This window comes from Gordonia sp. SMJS1, from assembly GCF_029866425.1.
Taxonomy (GTDB): Bacteria; Actinomycetota; Actinomycetes; order Mycobacteriales; family Mycobacteriaceae; genus Gordonia; species Gordonia hongkongensis.
Genome location: NZ_CP123381.1, coordinates 296724 through 312814, shown reverse-complemented (window position 1 = coordinate 312814; position 16091 = coordinate 296724). Strand labels below are relative to the sequence as shown.

The 16091-nt window shown below is 68.6% G+C and carries 5 protein-coding genes; 3 read left to right on the top strand and 2 right to left on the bottom strand.

What is annotated here, in order from left to right:
• The first annotated feature begins 224 nt into the window (after positions 1 to 224).
• The 3 genes from QAD21_RS01400 to QAD21_RS01390 all read left to right on the top strand — a co-directional run bounded on the left by QAD21_RS01400 (position 225) and on the right by QAD21_RS01390 (position 8698).
• Positions 225 to 3635, top strand: a complete 3411-nt coding sequence (locus QAD21_RS01400; protein ID WP_277244295.1) for an arabinosyltransferase domain-containing protein — start codon at positions 225 to 227, stop codon at positions 3633 to 3635.
• Entirely contained in the window at positions 3628 to 7110 is a 3483-nt protein-coding gene (locus QAD21_RS01395) for an arabinosyltransferase domain-containing protein (protein WP_277244294.1), read from the top strand. Before QAD21_RS01400 ends, QAD21_RS01395 begins: the two co-directional genes overlap by 8 nt.
• 199 nt (positions 7111 to 7309) lie before the next feature.
• Positions 7310 to 8698 carry an IS1380 family transposase gene (locus QAD21_RS01390; protein ID WP_205333600.1) on the top strand — a complete coding sequence of 463 codons (1389 nt, stop codon included), beginning with the start codon at positions 7310 to 7312 and terminating at the stop codon, positions 8696 to 8698.
• A gap of 346 nt (positions 8699 to 9044) precedes the next feature.
• Here the strand turns inward: QAD21_RS01390 and QAD21_RS01385 are convergent, their stop codons facing one another.
• Both QAD21_RS01385 and pks13 read right to left on the bottom strand, forming a co-directional pair.
• Positions 9045 to 10595 carry an acyl-CoA carboxylase subunit beta gene (locus tag QAD21_RS01385; RefSeq protein ID WP_058250940.1) on the bottom strand — a complete coding sequence of 517 codons (1551 nt, stop codon included), beginning with the start codon at positions 10593 to 10595 and terminating at the stop codon, positions 9045 to 9047.
• A gap of 50 nt (positions 10596 to 10645) precedes the next feature.
• Entirely contained in the window at positions 10646 to 15976 is a 5331-nt protein-coding gene (gene pks13, locus QAD21_RS01380; RefSeq protein ID WP_280360406.1) for a polyketide synthase Pks13, read from the bottom strand.
• Positions 15977 to 16091 lie beyond the last annotated feature (115 nt).

Genomic DNA, 16091 nt, shown 5'->3' with positions numbered 1-16091 from the left:
GGGGAGCCGGCTGCCTCGCTGCACTCGGACGACGCTGCTCGGCCAGCGGGCGGGGAGCCGGCTGCCTCGCTGCGCTCGGACGACGCTGCTCGGCCAGCAGGAGGGGATCCGGCGGCCTCGCCTCTCCCGCTGGTTGAGCAGGTGACGAGCGCAGCGAGGAGCCGTGTCGAAGCCACCCAAGCCACATCGAGCTATCCGGTCAGGGGATTTGGGTTTGTCACAGCATGGCTGACTACGATGCGCCTGTGCCGAAGTCGCCTGAAGTGTCCGCTGGCAACGCCGACACCACCGTTGGAGCTGCTGCCCAGCGTGCGTCCGGCGCACCGCAGTCCCGCACCGTCGCGCTCGTCGCCGCGGTCGCCGGGCTCATCGCCGTCGTCGCCGGCATCCTGACCCCGTTCCTGCCCGTCAGCACCTCGACGGCGTCGATCACGTGGCCACAACAGACCGACACTTCGGCATCGGTCACGGCTCCGCTCGTGGCGCAGACCGCCCGGAGCGTCGACATCTCGATCCCGTGTCGCATGCTGTCGACGACCCCCGCCGACACGTCGACCGTCGTGCTGTCGACGATGCCCGCGGCCGCGGCGAAGGCGCGGGACAACGGGCTGTTCGTCGTCGCCGACGCGAACGGCGTATCTGTTACCAACCGCAACAAGACGCTCGCCTCGGTGCCGCGGGACGCGCTGGCCGGTTGTACCGAACTCCGCATCTTCTCCGACGCCACGACGACCGGCGCGCAGTTCGTCGGCCTGCCCCCGGGACCGGCGATCGCGGGCGGCGGCGCCGTCGGCCTCGCCGAACCGGCGTCGAACCCGCAGATCGCCGGCATCTTCACCGACCTCACGCCCGAACAGCTCCGGGCCGCCCCGGGTGTCGACGTCCGCCTCGAGATCGACGATCGCTTCGACTCGTCGCCGTCGATCCTCAAGTGGGTGGTGATGGTCGTCGGTGTCGGAGCCGCGATCGTCGCGCTCGTGGCCGTCGGACGCCTCGACCGCATCCACGGCTATCACCGACGAGTCGGCCGGCGCCTCCGGTGGCGCCGGGTCCTGCGGCCCGGCCCCACCGACATCGGCGTGACGGTGACGCTGGTGGTCTGGCACTTCCTCGGGGCGGGGTCACCCGACGACGGTTACATCCTCAACATGGGGCGCAACGCCGCCGACGCCGGATACCTCGCGAACTACTACCGTTTCTACGGCATCCCCGAAGCGCCGTTCGACTGGTACTACAACTTCCTGGCGTACTGGTCGACCATCTCGACGACCGGCCTGTGGATGCGGCTCCCGTCGCTTTTCGCGGGCCTGGCCGCCTGGTTCATCCTCAGCCGAGTTCTCCTGCCCCGCCTGGGTGGCGCCGTGCGGCGGTCACAGTGGGCGATGCTCACCGGCGCGGCGGTCTTCCTCGCGTTCTGGCTCCCGATGTGTTCGGGGCTGCGCAGCGAGGGAATCATCGTCCTCGGCACCCTGGCGACCTGGTGGGCGGTGGAGGTCACGGTCTCGACGCGACGAATGCTGCCGGCCGTCATCGCCGCATTCACCGCGGCGCTGACGCTCGCCCTGGCCCCGCATGGTCTCGTCGCGCTCGCCCTGCTCATCGCGAGCGCCCGGCCCATGCTCCGCATCCTGGTCCGACGCCGCGCCGAAGACGGGCTCCTGCCGCTGCTCGCCCCCCTTCTCGCGGGTGTGGCGCTGGTCGTCATCATCGTCTTCCGCGACCAGACCCTGGCGACCGTCTTCGAGGCCCTGCGGATCCGTTACTCGGTCGGTCCGACGCTGGCGTGGTATCAGGAACTCCTGCGCTACTACTTCCTCGCGGTGAACACCACCGACGGCGCCCTGGCCCGCCGCATCCCGGTGCTCCTGTTCGCCGTGTCCATGTTCGTCGTCCTGGCGATCATGTTGCGCCGCAAGCGGATCGACGGCCTCGATCCGGGCGCGGTGTGGCGGGCACTGGGCGCCTCCCTGCTGACGATCCTGTTCCTGTCGTTCACGCCGACGAAGTGGACCATCCAGTTCGGCATCTTCGCCGGCCTCGGCGCGGCGCTGGCCGCCGTCGCCTGCGTGGCGATCGGGCAGGCGGCGCGCCGCACGCTCCGCAACCTGTCGATCCTGGTCGCCGGGCTGCTGGTGGCGTGCGCGGCCGCGGCGGCGGGCAAGAACGCCTGGCCGTGGCCCTACAACTTCGGCATCGCCTGGTTCGACAAGGCACCTGTCGTCGCCGGGATCCAGGTGTCGACCGTGCTCCTCGCGCTCGCGGTGGTGGCATTGCTGTTCGCCATCTGGCAACACCTCCGGATGGACTTCGTCGACGAGACCGGCCTCGCCCATGACCGCGGTGCCGCGCCCGCCGGCTGGCGCATCGGGGTCGCGTCCGCACCGATAGCGGTGATCGCCGTCCTCATCGTCGTCAGTGAACTCGCGGTGTTCGCGAAGGCCGCGACCAGCCGCGCGGACACCTTCACGTTGCTGTCCGCCAATCTCGACTCCGCGCGCGGAAACACCTGCGCGATGGCCGATTCCGTGCTCGTCGAACCCGATCCCAATCGCGGCATGCTGACGCCGGCGGACGGCGGCACGGCGTCGTCGACGCTGCAGGGTCAGTCCCAGGGATTCCGTCCCGACGGGGTGAAGCCGGACCTCACACCGCAGGCCGGCGCCCAGAAACCCGGCGCGATGAACACCTCCGCGGACCTGTCGAAGACATTCATCGTCTACGGCAGCAACCCGGGAACCACCGGCGGCGTCGGGCCTCGCGGCGTCAACGGCAGCACCGCGGCACTGCCATTCGGCCTCGATCCGGCGACCACACCCGTGCTGGGCAGCCACGAGACCAACAGCGGCCAGGCCACTCTGACCACCGGTTGGTATCGCCTGCCCGCCCGCGACTCCTCACCGCTGATCGTCATCACCGCCGCCGGCGCGGTCTTCACGCTCGACCGGGACGGCGTCCCGAACTTCGGGCAGGCGTTGGAGGTTCAGTTCGGTAGGGAGCCCGAAGCCGGCGCCGGGAGCGAAGCGAGCGGGCCGAATGTTCCTGCCAACGGACAGTTCGAGGAGGTCGGCGCGCCCGCGATCCCGATCGACCCCGAGCGGACCAACCGCCCGTGGCGAAACCTGCGCATCCCGATGGACCGCGTTCCCGCTGACGCGACCGTGATGCGAATCGTCGCCCGGGACAACAACCTCGACCCGGACCAGTGGCTCGCGATCACCCCGCCGCGGGCCCCGGTGCTGCAGACCCTGCAGACCGTCGTCGGCTCCACCGACCCCGTGCTCATCGACTTCGCCGCCGGCGCGGTGTTCCCGTGCCAGCGTCCGATGACCGCCCACCACGGCGTCTTCGACCTCCCGCAGTGGCGCATCCTGCCCGAGTCGTGGATCGCCAACTCGCAGTCCAAGACCTGGATGGCCACCGAGGACGGCGGCCTGCTGGCGCCGGTGGAGGCGCTCACGCGGCCGTCGACCCTCGCCACCTACCTCGACGACGACTGGTACCGCGAGTGGGGCAACCTGCAGCGCCTGACCCCGCTGGTGCCGCAGGCGCGACCCGCGGACGTGCAGACGGGAACGTCGACCACCTGGGGATGGTCGCGCCCCGGCCCGATCAGGGTGGTGCCCGAAGATGACTGACCCCGACCACTCGCACGCCGAACCGGCGACGCGGCACCCCGGAGAGAACCAGGCAGACGTGGCAGACACCGACACTTCTTCCCGAAGTCCCGCCGACACCGCGCCATTCGTGAGCGACCGCCGCCCGGGCTTCGCCGAACGCCACGCCGGCACCGCGCGTATCGTCGCGATCACCGCGGGCATCGTGGGCATCCTGCTCGCACTGCTCAGCCCGTTCCTGCCGGTCGACTACACCAAGGCCGAACTGACCTGGCCGCAACAGGGTTCGGTGGCGAACGTCGCCGCACCGAACGTGTCGTTCGTCCCGGTCTCGATGGACGTCACGGTTCCGTGCGCACTCGGCGCATCCTTGCCCTCGTCCGGCGGAGTGCTGTTGTCGACGGTGCCCGAAGGCGGCGCGGAGGCAGGCAAGGTCGGCCTCTTCGTCCGGGCCACCGCCGACTCGCTCCAGGTCGTGCAACGAAACGTCGTGCTGCTCAACACTCCTCGCGCGGCCGCACAGTCGGCGCCGGACTGCCGGATCGTCGTCGAATCCGACACCGAGGGCACGCGGGGGTCGATCCAGGGCCTGCCGGAGAACGCCGCCGGCGCCGGGAGCGGCGCGAGCGCGCCGAATGACGACGAGGCCGGCGCTGTCCGGTCCTTCGATCTGCGGGATCCCAACGCCCGGCCGCAGATCATCGGTGTGTACTCGAGCCTTCCGGCCGACGTCAGCACCGACGGACTCTCCTTCCGGTCGACCATCGACACCCGGTTCGTCTCCACGCCCACGACACTCAAGTTCTGGCTGCTGGTCCTCGGCATCGCGTCGACGATCCTCTCCCTTGCCGCGCTGGCGGTCCTCGACGCCCGCGACGCGCGCGGCCATCACAAGATCTTCCCGGCGGGCTGGTGGCGCGTACGCCCGGTCGACGGAGTCGTCACCCTGGTGCTGCTGATCTGGTTGTTCGTCGGCGGCAACACCGCCGACGACGGATACCAGGTGACGGTCGGCCGGATCGCCGGCGAGGCCGGTTATCTCGACAACTACTACCGCTACTTCGGTGTCCCGCAGGATCCGTTCGGCTGGCACTACCACTACCTGTCGGCGTGGATGGAGATCAGCACCGCGACGCCGTGGTTGCGATTGTTGCCGTTCCTGTTCGCGATGGCGTCGTGGTGGTTGATCAGCCGGGCGGCGATCCCCCGTCTCGGGCGGGCCGTCCGCGAGTCGACGCCGGCGATCTGGGCTGCCGCCCTGGTCTTCCTGGCGGTGTGGATGCCGTACAACAACGGACTGCGCGTCGAGCCGCTCATCGCGCTGGGCACCATCTTCACCTGGGTGTGCGTCGAGCGCGCGATCGCCACCGGCCGGTTCTTCCCGCTGACGATCGGCATCATCTCCGCGGCGTTCACCCTCACCATCCATCCCACCGGCGTCATCGCCTCGATCGCCCTGATCGCCGGCATCCGGCCGCTCATCAAACGTCTCGCGGTGCGCCGCAAGCGCGACGGTCTGTGGCCGTTGCTTCTCCCGATTCTCGCCGCCGGGCTCGCGGTGATGTTCGAGATCTTCGCCGACCAGCCGCTGGCACCGATCCTGGAAGCGGTGTCGGTCAACGGACAGGTCGGCCCCACCAACAAGTGGTGGGAAGAGCCGATGCGCTACTACATGCTGATGAATCCGACCGCCGATGGCGGAATCGCCCGGCGTTTCGGCATTCTCATCGTGTTCACCTGCTTCGTCCTGGTCGTGGTGATGCTGCTCAACCGGCGCCGCCTGCCCGGCATCGCCACCGCACCCACGTGGCGTCTGGTCGCCATGGTCGCCGGCTCGGCCGTGCTGATGGCATTCCTGCCGACCAAGTGGACCCACCAGCTCGGCGTGTACGCCGCGATCGGCGGCGCGCTCGCCGCGGTGGCAACCGCCTGCGCCGATCGCACGATCATGCGTCGTCGCCGCAACCGGACCCTGTTCGCCGCCGCCTGCGCATATGTTCTGGCGCTCGCATTCTCCGGACGCAACCAGTGGTGGTACGTCGGCAGCTACGGAATCCCCTGGCGGGACGCGGTTCCCGATGTCCGGGGCATCCCGCTCTGGACCGGAATCCTCGCGGTTGCGGTGGCGCTGACCGCCCTCGGTCTGTGGCAACACTTCCGCGACGACTACGTCGACGACGCCGTCCGGACCGGAACGTCGCGGTCGGTGTTCGCCCGACTCCGCAGCCCGTCGATCATCGTCGTGTCGACCATCATGTTGCTGTTCACCCTGGTGTCATTCGCGAAAGCGGACTGGACGCAGCGCAATTCGTGGTCGTGGCTGAGCTCGAACGTCAACGCGCTCCAAGGACAGCCGTGCGCACTCGCCGATGCCGTACTGGTGGAGGACGATCCGAACGCCGGACTGCTGTCACCCGCGCGAGTGGCGGGACAGGACAACCCGTCGCCGGGCGCCGCGCTGGCCGGAACCGGGATGGAAGGGTTCGACCCCAACGGAGTGGCGTCGGACCTGTCCGAGGAGACCGAAGAGGAAGCCGAGGAGTCCTCGTCGGGCACCTCGACCGCGGAAGTCGACCGCACCCAGTCCGATCCGACCGAGGACGGAACCAGCGCCGAGACCGACACCACGACAGGTTCCAGCGACACCAGCGGTGGGCAGACCGCCCAGGCCGGCGTCAACGGGTCGACCGTGAAGCTGCCGTTCGGTCTGTCACCGAGCCAGACCCCGGTCCTCGGAACCTACAACTCCCCCAGCGGCACCGGTCGCCTCACGTCCGACTGGTATCAGTTGCCGGAGAACCCCTCCGGCGAGCAGCCGCTCGTCACGATGTCGGTGGCGGGGCAGGTCGAGTACATCGACGACCTCGCCGTCACCCGGCCCGGACAGCGAGTGCGACTGCAGTTCGGCCGCGTCGCGCCGGACGGCACGGTGGCACCGGCCGGTCAGATGGTGCCGCTCGACATCGGTGGTGCCCCCGAGTGGCGCAACCTGCGCTTCCCGATGGACCAGGCGCCCCCGGGCGCGACGGTGGTCCGCGTTCTCGCCGAGGACACCTCGACGCTGCGCGACCAGTGGCTGGCCGTCACCCCGCCGCGCGTCTCGTCGATGGTGACGCTGAATTCGCTGGTGGGCAGCGAGGATCCGGTGCTCATCGACTGGGAGGCCGGTCTCGCCTTCCCGTGCCAGCGTCCCGCCCAGGTGAAGTACGGGGTCCTGGAGACACCGGAGTGGCGGATCTCGCCGGACCGCGAAGGCGAACGGGTCAACTCGCAGCGCTGGATGGCCGGCGACTCCGGCGGCCCGCTCGGCATCATCGAGAACGAGTTGCGGCCGCGCGTGTACCCGTCGTACCTGCGCAACGACTGGGCCAAGGACTGGGGCATGCTCCAGAGCCTCACCCCGATCCTCCCGCAGACCGACGCCGAGTTGACCATCACCACCGACACCCACCACGGACTCTGGACACCGGGACCGATGCGGGCGGTGAAGAACTAGGCAGTCCTGCTACCCGCGCACTACCACGCCCTCTGCTCCCTGAGGAGCGCCCGGACCTTGCGGAGGGCGCGTCTACTCCTGCTCCCTGAGCCTGGATCCGTGGACGGGTGCGGGGTGTCGATAACGTGAAAATGCCCTCTGAGCTGGAATGATTGGTGGTGTTGAGACACAAAACATTCCAGCTCAGAAGGCACTTTCAGTGAAAGTATCGCACACGTTCTCCGCCGAGTCCGCGGTCTTCGACGACGATAACCTGGTGTCGCACGCCGGGCTGGTACCGGTCATGAGAGTGGCCGAGTCGACCGGGTTGGCCGCATCGCTGGGCGACCGGGTCGATCTCGGTACCACCCAGGTCGCCTCCGCCGGGGCCAACCTCGAGGCGAAACTGTTGACCGTGATCGCCGGATTGTGTTGCGGCGCTGACAGTATCGACGACCTCGGGATGGTCCGCACTGGTGGGCACACCCGCCTGTTCGACCGCGTGTACGCCCCGGCCACGATCGGGCAAATGCTGCGCGAGTTCACCCCCGGGCACGCCCGAGCGCTCAACGCGGTGATGACCCGGACATTGCCGGCGATGTGCGCCACGGCGGGTCTGCTGCCCACCGACGGGTCCCGGGTGTTTGTCGATATTGACTCGCTGCTGCGCCCGGTGTACGGCTACTACAAGGCCGGAGCCTCCTATGGGCACGCCAAGATCGCTGGGCGTGAACTCCTGCGCAAAGGGTTGTCCCCGCTGATCGCCACCCTGTCCGCATCCGGGCATCCACCGGTGATCGGCAACGCCTGGCTACGCGCCGGCCGCACCGCTTCCGGGAGCGGGGCAGCGAGAATGATCGCTGAAACCCTGACCACCGCACGCCGTTGCGGAGCGAGCGGGGAGATCACCGTCCGTGGCGATTCGGCGTATGGCACCGCTGCGGTGATGCGTACCTGTCAACGCCTCGGAGCGACGTTCTCGCTGGTCCTGCGGACCAACACGGCGATCACCCGCGCCATCACCGCGATCGGAGACGACGCGTGGACGCCGGTGCACTATCCCGGTGCGGTCACCGACCCCGTCACCGGCGAACTGATCTCTGATGCCGAAGTCGCCGAGACCTCCTACACCGTGCAACCGGACTCCGCCCAGCCGGTCACCGCGCGACTGATCGTGCGTCGGGTCAAAGCCCACCACCCCGCCGGCACCGACACGTTGATGCCTGCGTGGCGGTACCACTCGTTTTTCACCAACACCACCGACGACACCGTCACCGCCGACCTCACTCACCGCCGCCACGCCATCATCGAAACCGTGTTCGCCGACCTCATCGACGGACCGCTGGCGCATCTGCCCTCCGGACGGTTCGGTGCTAACGCCGCCTGGCTGGCGCTGACCGCGATCAGCCACAACCTGATGCGTACCCTCGCCGCACTCACCGCAGCACCGGCACTGCGTGCCGCGCGGGGCGCTACGCTGCGCCGCACCCTCATCGCGATACCCGCCCGACTAGCGCGACCAGCACGAACACCGGTCCTGCACCTACCCCGCCACTGGCCCACCCAACACGCGTTCACCGCGCTGTGGGCCGCGGTGAACACCACCTGACCTACCAACCACACCCGCCCACCCACCACCAAGGAACCCCAGTGAAAAGGCTGACACAGGTCAGCGAATACCACACGCCCACAACACAATCAGGCGATCACGCGCCCCAACCCCACCCCACCTGAACCCCTTCCACGGATTCAGGCTGAGGAGCGCCCGGAGCTTGCGGAGGGCGCGTCACGAAGGGTCTTCGCGACCCGTGTCACCAGGACCCTTCGTGACGGCCTCCGCAAGCTCCGGCCTCCTCAGGGAGCAGTGGTTCTTTCGTTGTCCACGACGGCCGCCAGGCCGCGCATACTGAGGAGCGAGCTCGCGGGCGACCGGCAGGTGCGAGGGGTGTCCTCCGCTAGATCGGCATCAGGAAGTGCTTGCGCGGGGTCTTGAGGACCTCCTTGTCGCGCAACTGCGCCAACGCCTTCCGGAGCTGCAACCGGGTCTCGGCGGGTTCGATGACCGCGTCGACGTAGCCACGCTCGGCGGCGAGGTAAGGAGTGGCCATCATCGTGTTGTAGAAGTCGATGAACTCGCGGCGGATCTTGTCCGCCTCGGCGGCCGAGAGACCTTCGGTCTGACGTCGGGTCAGCACCGCGGCAGCCGACTCGGCGCCCATGACCGCGATCTTCGCGGTGGGCCAGGCGAAGTTGACGTCGGCACCGAGGTGCTTGCTGCCCATCACCGCGTAGGCGCCGCCGTAGGCCTTGCGCAGCACGACGGTCACCTTGGGGACATCGGCTTCGACGTAGGCGTACAGGAAGCGGCCGGAGCGTCGGATGGTGCCCTTCTGCTCCTCCGCGAGACCCGGGAGGATGCCCGGGGTGTCCACCAGGAACACCAACGGGATGCTGAAGGCGTTGCAGATGCGCACGAAACGCGTTGCCTTCTCCGACGAGTCGGTGTCGAGCACACCCGACATCACGCTCGGCTGATTGGCGACCACACCCACCGACCGGCCGTCGACCCGTGCGTACCCGGTGATGATGTTGGGCGCGAACAACTCTCCCACCTCGTGGAAGGCGCCGTCGTCGAACAGCTTGATGATGATGTCGTGCATGTCGTACCCGGCGTTGTCGTTGTCGGGCATGAAGTCGTTGAGCGACAGATCGGACTCGGTGATCTCCGGCTCGAGACCCGGGTTGACGACGGGCGGCCGCTCGTAGGCACTCGACGGCATGTACTGCAGGTACTCACGGACCCAGTCGAACGCGGACTTCTCGTCGGGGGCGACGTGATGGATGTTGCCCCACCGCGCCTGATTGTGCGCGCTGCCGAGGTCCTCGGCCGAGATCTCCTCGCCGTTCACCTGTTTCAGCACATCGGGTCCGGTCACGAACATGTACGACTTGTCCTCGACGGCCACCAGGATGTCGGTGTTGGCCGGGGTGTAGACCGCGCCGCCGGCGCACTTGCCCAGGATCACCGAGATCTGCGGCGCGAGACCGGAGAGCAGATCGTTGCGGCGACCCATCTCGGCGTACCACGCGAGTGAGGTGACGGCGTCCTGGATCCGCGCGCCGGCCGAGTCGTTGATACCGACCATCGGGCAGCCGATCTTGCCCGCCCACTCCATCAGCGAGGCGACCTTGCGGCCGAACATCTCACCGACGGTTCCGCCGAAGACCGACTGGTCGTGGGAGAACGCCGCCACCGGACGCCCGTGCACCAGCCCGTGTCCGGTGACCACGCCGTCGCCGTAACCACTCTCGGCCGCACCCGGCATCTTCGCCAGCGCACCGATCTCGACGAAGGTCCCGGGATCGAAGAGCATGCTCAGACGCTCACGCGGAGAACAGATCCCCTTCGCCGCGCGTTTCGCGAGCGCCTTCTCGCCTCCCGGCTCGCGAGCGGCCTCCAACTTCTGACGGAGGTCGGCGAGCTTGCCTGCGGTGGTGTCAGCCACGGTGTCTCACTTTCTACGCGACCACTGATTGACAATGAGCAGCCGTGCCGCTACTGCTCATCGAGCCGTCCGACCCGCGCGGCCAGGTCGTTGCCGATCTTGGCGATGTACGGCTCGTCGACGATCGAGAGGTGGTCACCGCCGACGTGGATGATCTCCAGGTCGTCGACGACCTCACCCCAGCGGCCGTCTTCGTCGATCTCGGCCCACTGCGGTTCGAGTTCGACGGCGCCGGCGTGCATCTTGTCGGCCCGGTACAGCACGACCTTGCCGTCGTAGGGTTCCGGCGCGATGCTGCTCAGCACGCGGTTCTCGATGAACGAGGTCCGCTGGTGTTCGATGATGCCGCCGGGGATCTTGGTGCCCGACATCGACATCATCTCCATGATGATCGCGAACTGCCCCTCGTCGTCGGCCTCGACGAGCCGATCCATCGGGATCGGAACATCGGGGTCGAGGTCGTAGTTGCGGATCGCGAACTCCTTCCAGCGCTCGAGCCGCGCCCGCTTGCTGTCCGGCGTCTCCGTCATGTCCGCGCGGGGGCGCACCACGTCGATGAGGCCCACGAAGGCAACTTCTGCCCCGGCCTCACGCAGGAGTTGCGCGACGCCATAGGCGAGCGCACCGCCGAAGGACCAGCCGACCAGCACGTACGGGCCGTTCGGCTGCAGCTCACGCAGGCGCGGAAGGTATTCGCGCACACGGTCTTCGATCGATCCCTCGACTCCACGGTCGAAGCCGATGACGGGCCGGTCCGCCGGCAGACGCTTCAGCAGCGCCTCGTAGGCGGAGGTGTTCCCGCCCGCGGGATGGAACAGCAGGATCGGCGTCGGATCGCCGGCGGACGGGTCATAGACCTTCTTGCCGTCCGGGACGAGGCGCAGGTAGCGCAGGAACCCGTCGGTCGACGCGCCGGCATCGAGATGCTCGCGCACGTAGTTCGACATCTCCTCGATCGTCTCCGAGTCGAGGATGTCCTCGACGTCGAGATCCCCGCCGGTGCGCTCGTTGAGGCGATCGGTGAGCTGCTGGGCCACGTCCTCCGACAGCACCGGCAGCTTGTTGAAGATGCCGCCGGCCGAGACCTTGGTGACCACCGCGTACGTGCCGAAGGTCAAGCGCTCGGCGGCATCCCGCGGCGGCACGTCCGAGCCGGCCGCCTCGGCGACGGCCCGCTGCGAGGTGATGTCGGTGGCCGGCTTCGGGGTTGCCGCGGGAGCGGCCGACTCCTCGACCGCCTCCTCGCGTGACGACACCTCCGGTTCGGGCGAGTTCGCGACCGCCTGCTCGACGTCGGCCAGATCCTCGGCGATGTGCCGCTTCGGCTCCGGCGACTGCTCGCCGGGCTCGTCGGACTGACCGGCCGGTGCGGAGGCTGCCGACTCACCACCGCCGGCGTTCTGCTCGTCGATGTAGGCATTGAGCGCCGCGGTGTCGAGTTCGCCACCGCCGGCGGCATTCTGGGCGAGATCGTCAAGCTGATCGCGATGCGTCACCGCGAAGTCGACGAACTTCTCGACGTCGGCGAGGTTCGCCTGGCGCATCGCCTGCAGTTGCAGCTGCGGGATGTCGAACTCGTACTCGACGCGGTTCTTGATCCGCACCGCCATCAGCGAGTCGAGACCGAGCTCGATCAGCGGGATCTCGCGCGGCAGGTCCTCGGGGTCGTAGCCCATGGACTCGCCGACGATGATCGCGAGCCGATCACCCACCGTCTCACCGGATTCGGGACTCCATCGGTTGCCGATGTCGTCGACGACGTCGTCCTCGACGACCACCGTGTCATCGGCGAACACCTCGGCACCGGACCGTGCCGGAGCTGCCGGCGCGGCCGTGACCTCACCTGCGGTGTCGTCGAGGTCACCGGTCACCGCCGCCTCGAACAGCAGCTGAAAGTTCTTGTCCGCCTTGGCGTGCACGGTCACCGCCGCACCGCCGGGATGCGGGCTCAGCGTCGTCGTGAGGGTTCCCGATGCCGGGATGGCGCTGTGCGCGACCGACGCCCCGACAGCCGCATTCGCCAGGACCTGGGCCGCCGCGGCACGCACCAGTTCACGCGGATCGGTGACCGCGGCCGCGTTGACCTCCCAGGCGTGACGGCCGTCGGGCAGTGCCACGTGCGATCCCGGGACCGTGCCGGCCGAGCCGCCCGAGGAGATCTTCGCGGTGAGCCAGAACTCCTTGCGCTCGAAGCGGGTACGCGGAATGGCCGCGTGACCACCGCGACCGAACAGCGACGCGACGTCGACCGGATGTCCGTGCACGTAGAGCTTCATCAGCGCGTTGACGAGTCCGTAGCTCTCGTCCTCCTTACGCCGCAGCGTCTCGATGAGCTCGGCGTCGTGCAGCCCAGCCGAGAAGGTCACCGCGGCAACGGAGATCAGGACGGCCGGGTTCGGCGAGAGCTCCAGGAAGGTGCGGTGGCCGTTCTCCACCGACTTCGCGATCGCCTGGCTGAACCACACGCTGTGGCGCAGGCCCTTGGTGAAGTAGTCGATCGTGTGGACGGGCTCGTGGCCGGCGCGGTAGAAGACCTCGCGGTCGACCGAGCTGTAGAACCCGGTGGTGGGCCGCAGCGGCGTGATACCGGTGAGCTCGTAGGCCAGTTCACCCAGCAGGGGGTCCATCTGCGAGGTGTGACTCGCACCCTTGGTAGCCAGTTTGCGTCCGAGCTTGCCCTCCTTCTCGGCACGCTCGACGATGGCGTCGACCTGCGACTCCGGTCCGCCGATGACGGTGTGCGTCGGAGCGGCGTAGACGCAGATCTCGAGGTCGGGGTAGTCGGTGAGGACGTCGGTGATGTCCTCGGCGCTGTACTCGACGAGCGCCATCAGGCGGATGTCGTCGCCCTGGAGCATCGACTCGCCCTCGCCCATCAGGCGCGAGCGCTGGCAGATCACCCGGGTCGCGTCCTCCAGCGAGAGGCCGCCGCTGATGTACGCGGCCGAGGCCTCGCCCATCGAATGCGGCACGAGCACACCGGGTTCGGCGCCGTGGTGCCGCAGGGTGTCGGCGAGCGCGACCTGGATCGTGTAGATGCCGACCTGGCTCTGCTCGATGCCGTAGGTCTGCTCGTCGTCGACGAACATCTCCGCGATCGAGTACCCGAGCTCGTTCTGCACCAGCTCGTCGACCCGGTCGACGTACTTGGCGAAGATCGGGTTCTCGGTGTAGAGCTGCTTGGCCATCTTGCGGTGCTGCGAACCGAATCCGGAGAGCAGCCAGACCGCGGACGCGGCATCGGGCGAATCCGACGAGTAGACAAGCGGATTGCTCTTGCCCTCGGCCACCGCACGGACGCCGGTGATCGCGTCGTCGTGCGTACGGGCCATGACGACGGCGCGCGAGCGTCCGTGGTTGCGGTGTGCCAGCGCGCGGCCGATGTCGGCGAGCGGCGTCGACCGTCCCTCGTCGGACTCGAGCCACTCGAGCAGGTCCGCGGCGGTCTTGCGCCGACGCGACGGCAGGAAGCCCGAGATGACCAGCGGCACAACCGAACCCTCGACCGCGCACGGTGCGAAGCCGGCGGCCGGATCCGACGCGGTCTCTTCGATCACCGGATCGACGTTCTTCGCCTGCGCGGCGAGCACGGCACGCTCGGCCTCGGTCAGGTAGACGTCGTCGTCGAGATCGGGTTCGTCGACGAGCGACGCCGACGCCGGCAACTCGGATGCGCCCGCATGGCCTGCGGGCGCGGACGCCGGCGCGAGATCCTCGGGCCGCACCTCGCGGACGACGACGTGCGCGTTGGTGCCGCCGAAACCGAATCCGGAGACACCGGCGACGGCATGACCGGAATAGCGCGGCCACTCGGTGGCCTCCGGGATGACCTTGAGATTGTTGGCGTCGAACTGGATGTACGGGTTGGGGCCGCTGTAGTTCAGCGACGCCGGGATGGTGCCGTGCTGCATCGCGAGCACGACCTTGGCCAGAGCACCCGCGCCCGCGGCCGACTCCATGTGGCCGTAGTTCGTCTTGACCGATCCGAGCAGCATCGGCGAGCCGGGGAGGCGTCCGCGACCGACCACGCGGCCCAGGGCGTCGGCCTCGATCGGATCGCCGAGGATGGTCCCGGTGCCGTGGGCCTCCACGTAGTCGACGGTGCGCGGATCGATCGCGGCGTCGGCATAGGCGTCCCGCAGGACGTCGACCTGCGCCTCGGGGTTCGGGGCCGGCAGGCCGTTCGAGCGACCGTCGCTGTTGACCGCCGAGCCCGCGATGACCGCGAGGACGTCGTCGCCGTCACGACGCGCGTCGGACAGTCGCTTCAGGACGAACAATCCGCCGCCCTCGGCGCGGATGAATCCGTCCGCGTCGGCGGAGAACGCCTTCACGTGTCCGTCCGCCGCCTGGGCGCCGATCTTGTCGAAACCGAGGGTGGCCGCCGGGTTGATGATCATGTTGACGCCGCCGGCCAGCGCGAGGTCGGATTCGCCGGTCCGCAGGCTGCGGACGGCCTGATGAACGGCCACCAGCGACGACGAGCACGCTGTGTCGAGGGCGATCGACGGCCCGCGGAAGTCGTAGAAGTAGGACACCCGGTTCGCGACGATCGCGGTGGAGGTGCCGGTCAGCGCATACGCGGCGGTGTCCTCGGCGCCCTCACTCAGGCCGAGGGTCGCCAGCAGCTGGTAGTCGTTCGTGGAGGAGCCGATGAACACACCGACCGGCGCACCCTTGAGATCGCTCGGCGGGATGTGCGCGTGCTCGAGTGCCTCCCAGGTCAGCTCGAGCGCGAGACGCTGCTGCGGGTCGACCATCTCGACCTCGCGCGGACTCATCTGGAAGAAGTCGGCGTCGAACGTGCGGACGTCGTCGAGATAACCGCCCTTGGTGTTGGCCGCGTCGAGGATCTCGACGAGCCGGGGATCGGACCGGAACTCCGACCACCGATCCGCGGGCAGGTCCGAGACACCGTCGACGCCGGCGATGAGCGCGTCCCACGTCGACTCGGGCGTCGTGCCCGACTTCGGGAACCGGGTCGAGAGCCCGACGATCGCGATGTCGTCGTCCGCGGTGCGCTCGCGCCGCCAGAAGGTGTCCGCATCGCCGTCGGCGCCCTCGTCGGGATCGCCCTCGATGATGCGCTGCGCGAGCGTGGCGATCGTCGGATGGTTGTAGACGACCGTCGCGGTGAGGATCACCCCGGTCTTGTCCTCGACGTCGGCGGCGAGCGCCACGGCGTCGCGAGACGAGAGACCGAGCTCCTCCATGGGACGGTCGACGGCGATCTGCTCGACGGGGAGCCCGGTCGCCTGTGACACCCACTCGCGCAGCCAATCACGAAGCTGGTCGACAGTGAGGTCACCGGCGGTCTCGCCGTCGGTGCCGGCCGCGGCGGAATCGATACTGCGGGCCTCGTCGGTATTCAGTTCAGACATCGCTTCCAGACTACTGATCTCGGGGCACCTGAACTGGTGCCGGGTGCATTATCAGCCCGCGGGGTGTCCGGGCGCGGCAACTCGACGCACTCACCCCGCCCGGGTCCGCAGATTC

Bases quoted from the DNA above. Each gene is read 5' to 3' on its own strand.
- QAD21_RS01400 (WP_277244295.1), top strand. From the start codon at position 225: ATGGCTGACTACGATGCGCCTGTGCCGAAGTCGCCTGAAGTGTCCGCT.
- QAD21_RS01395 (WP_277244294.1), top strand. From the start codon at position 3,628: ATGACTGACCCCGACCACTCGCACGCCGAACCGGCGACGCGGCACCCC.
- pks13 (WP_280360406.1), bottom strand. From the start codon at position 15,976: ATGTCTGAACTGAATACCGACGAGGCCCGCAGTATCGATTCCGCCGCG.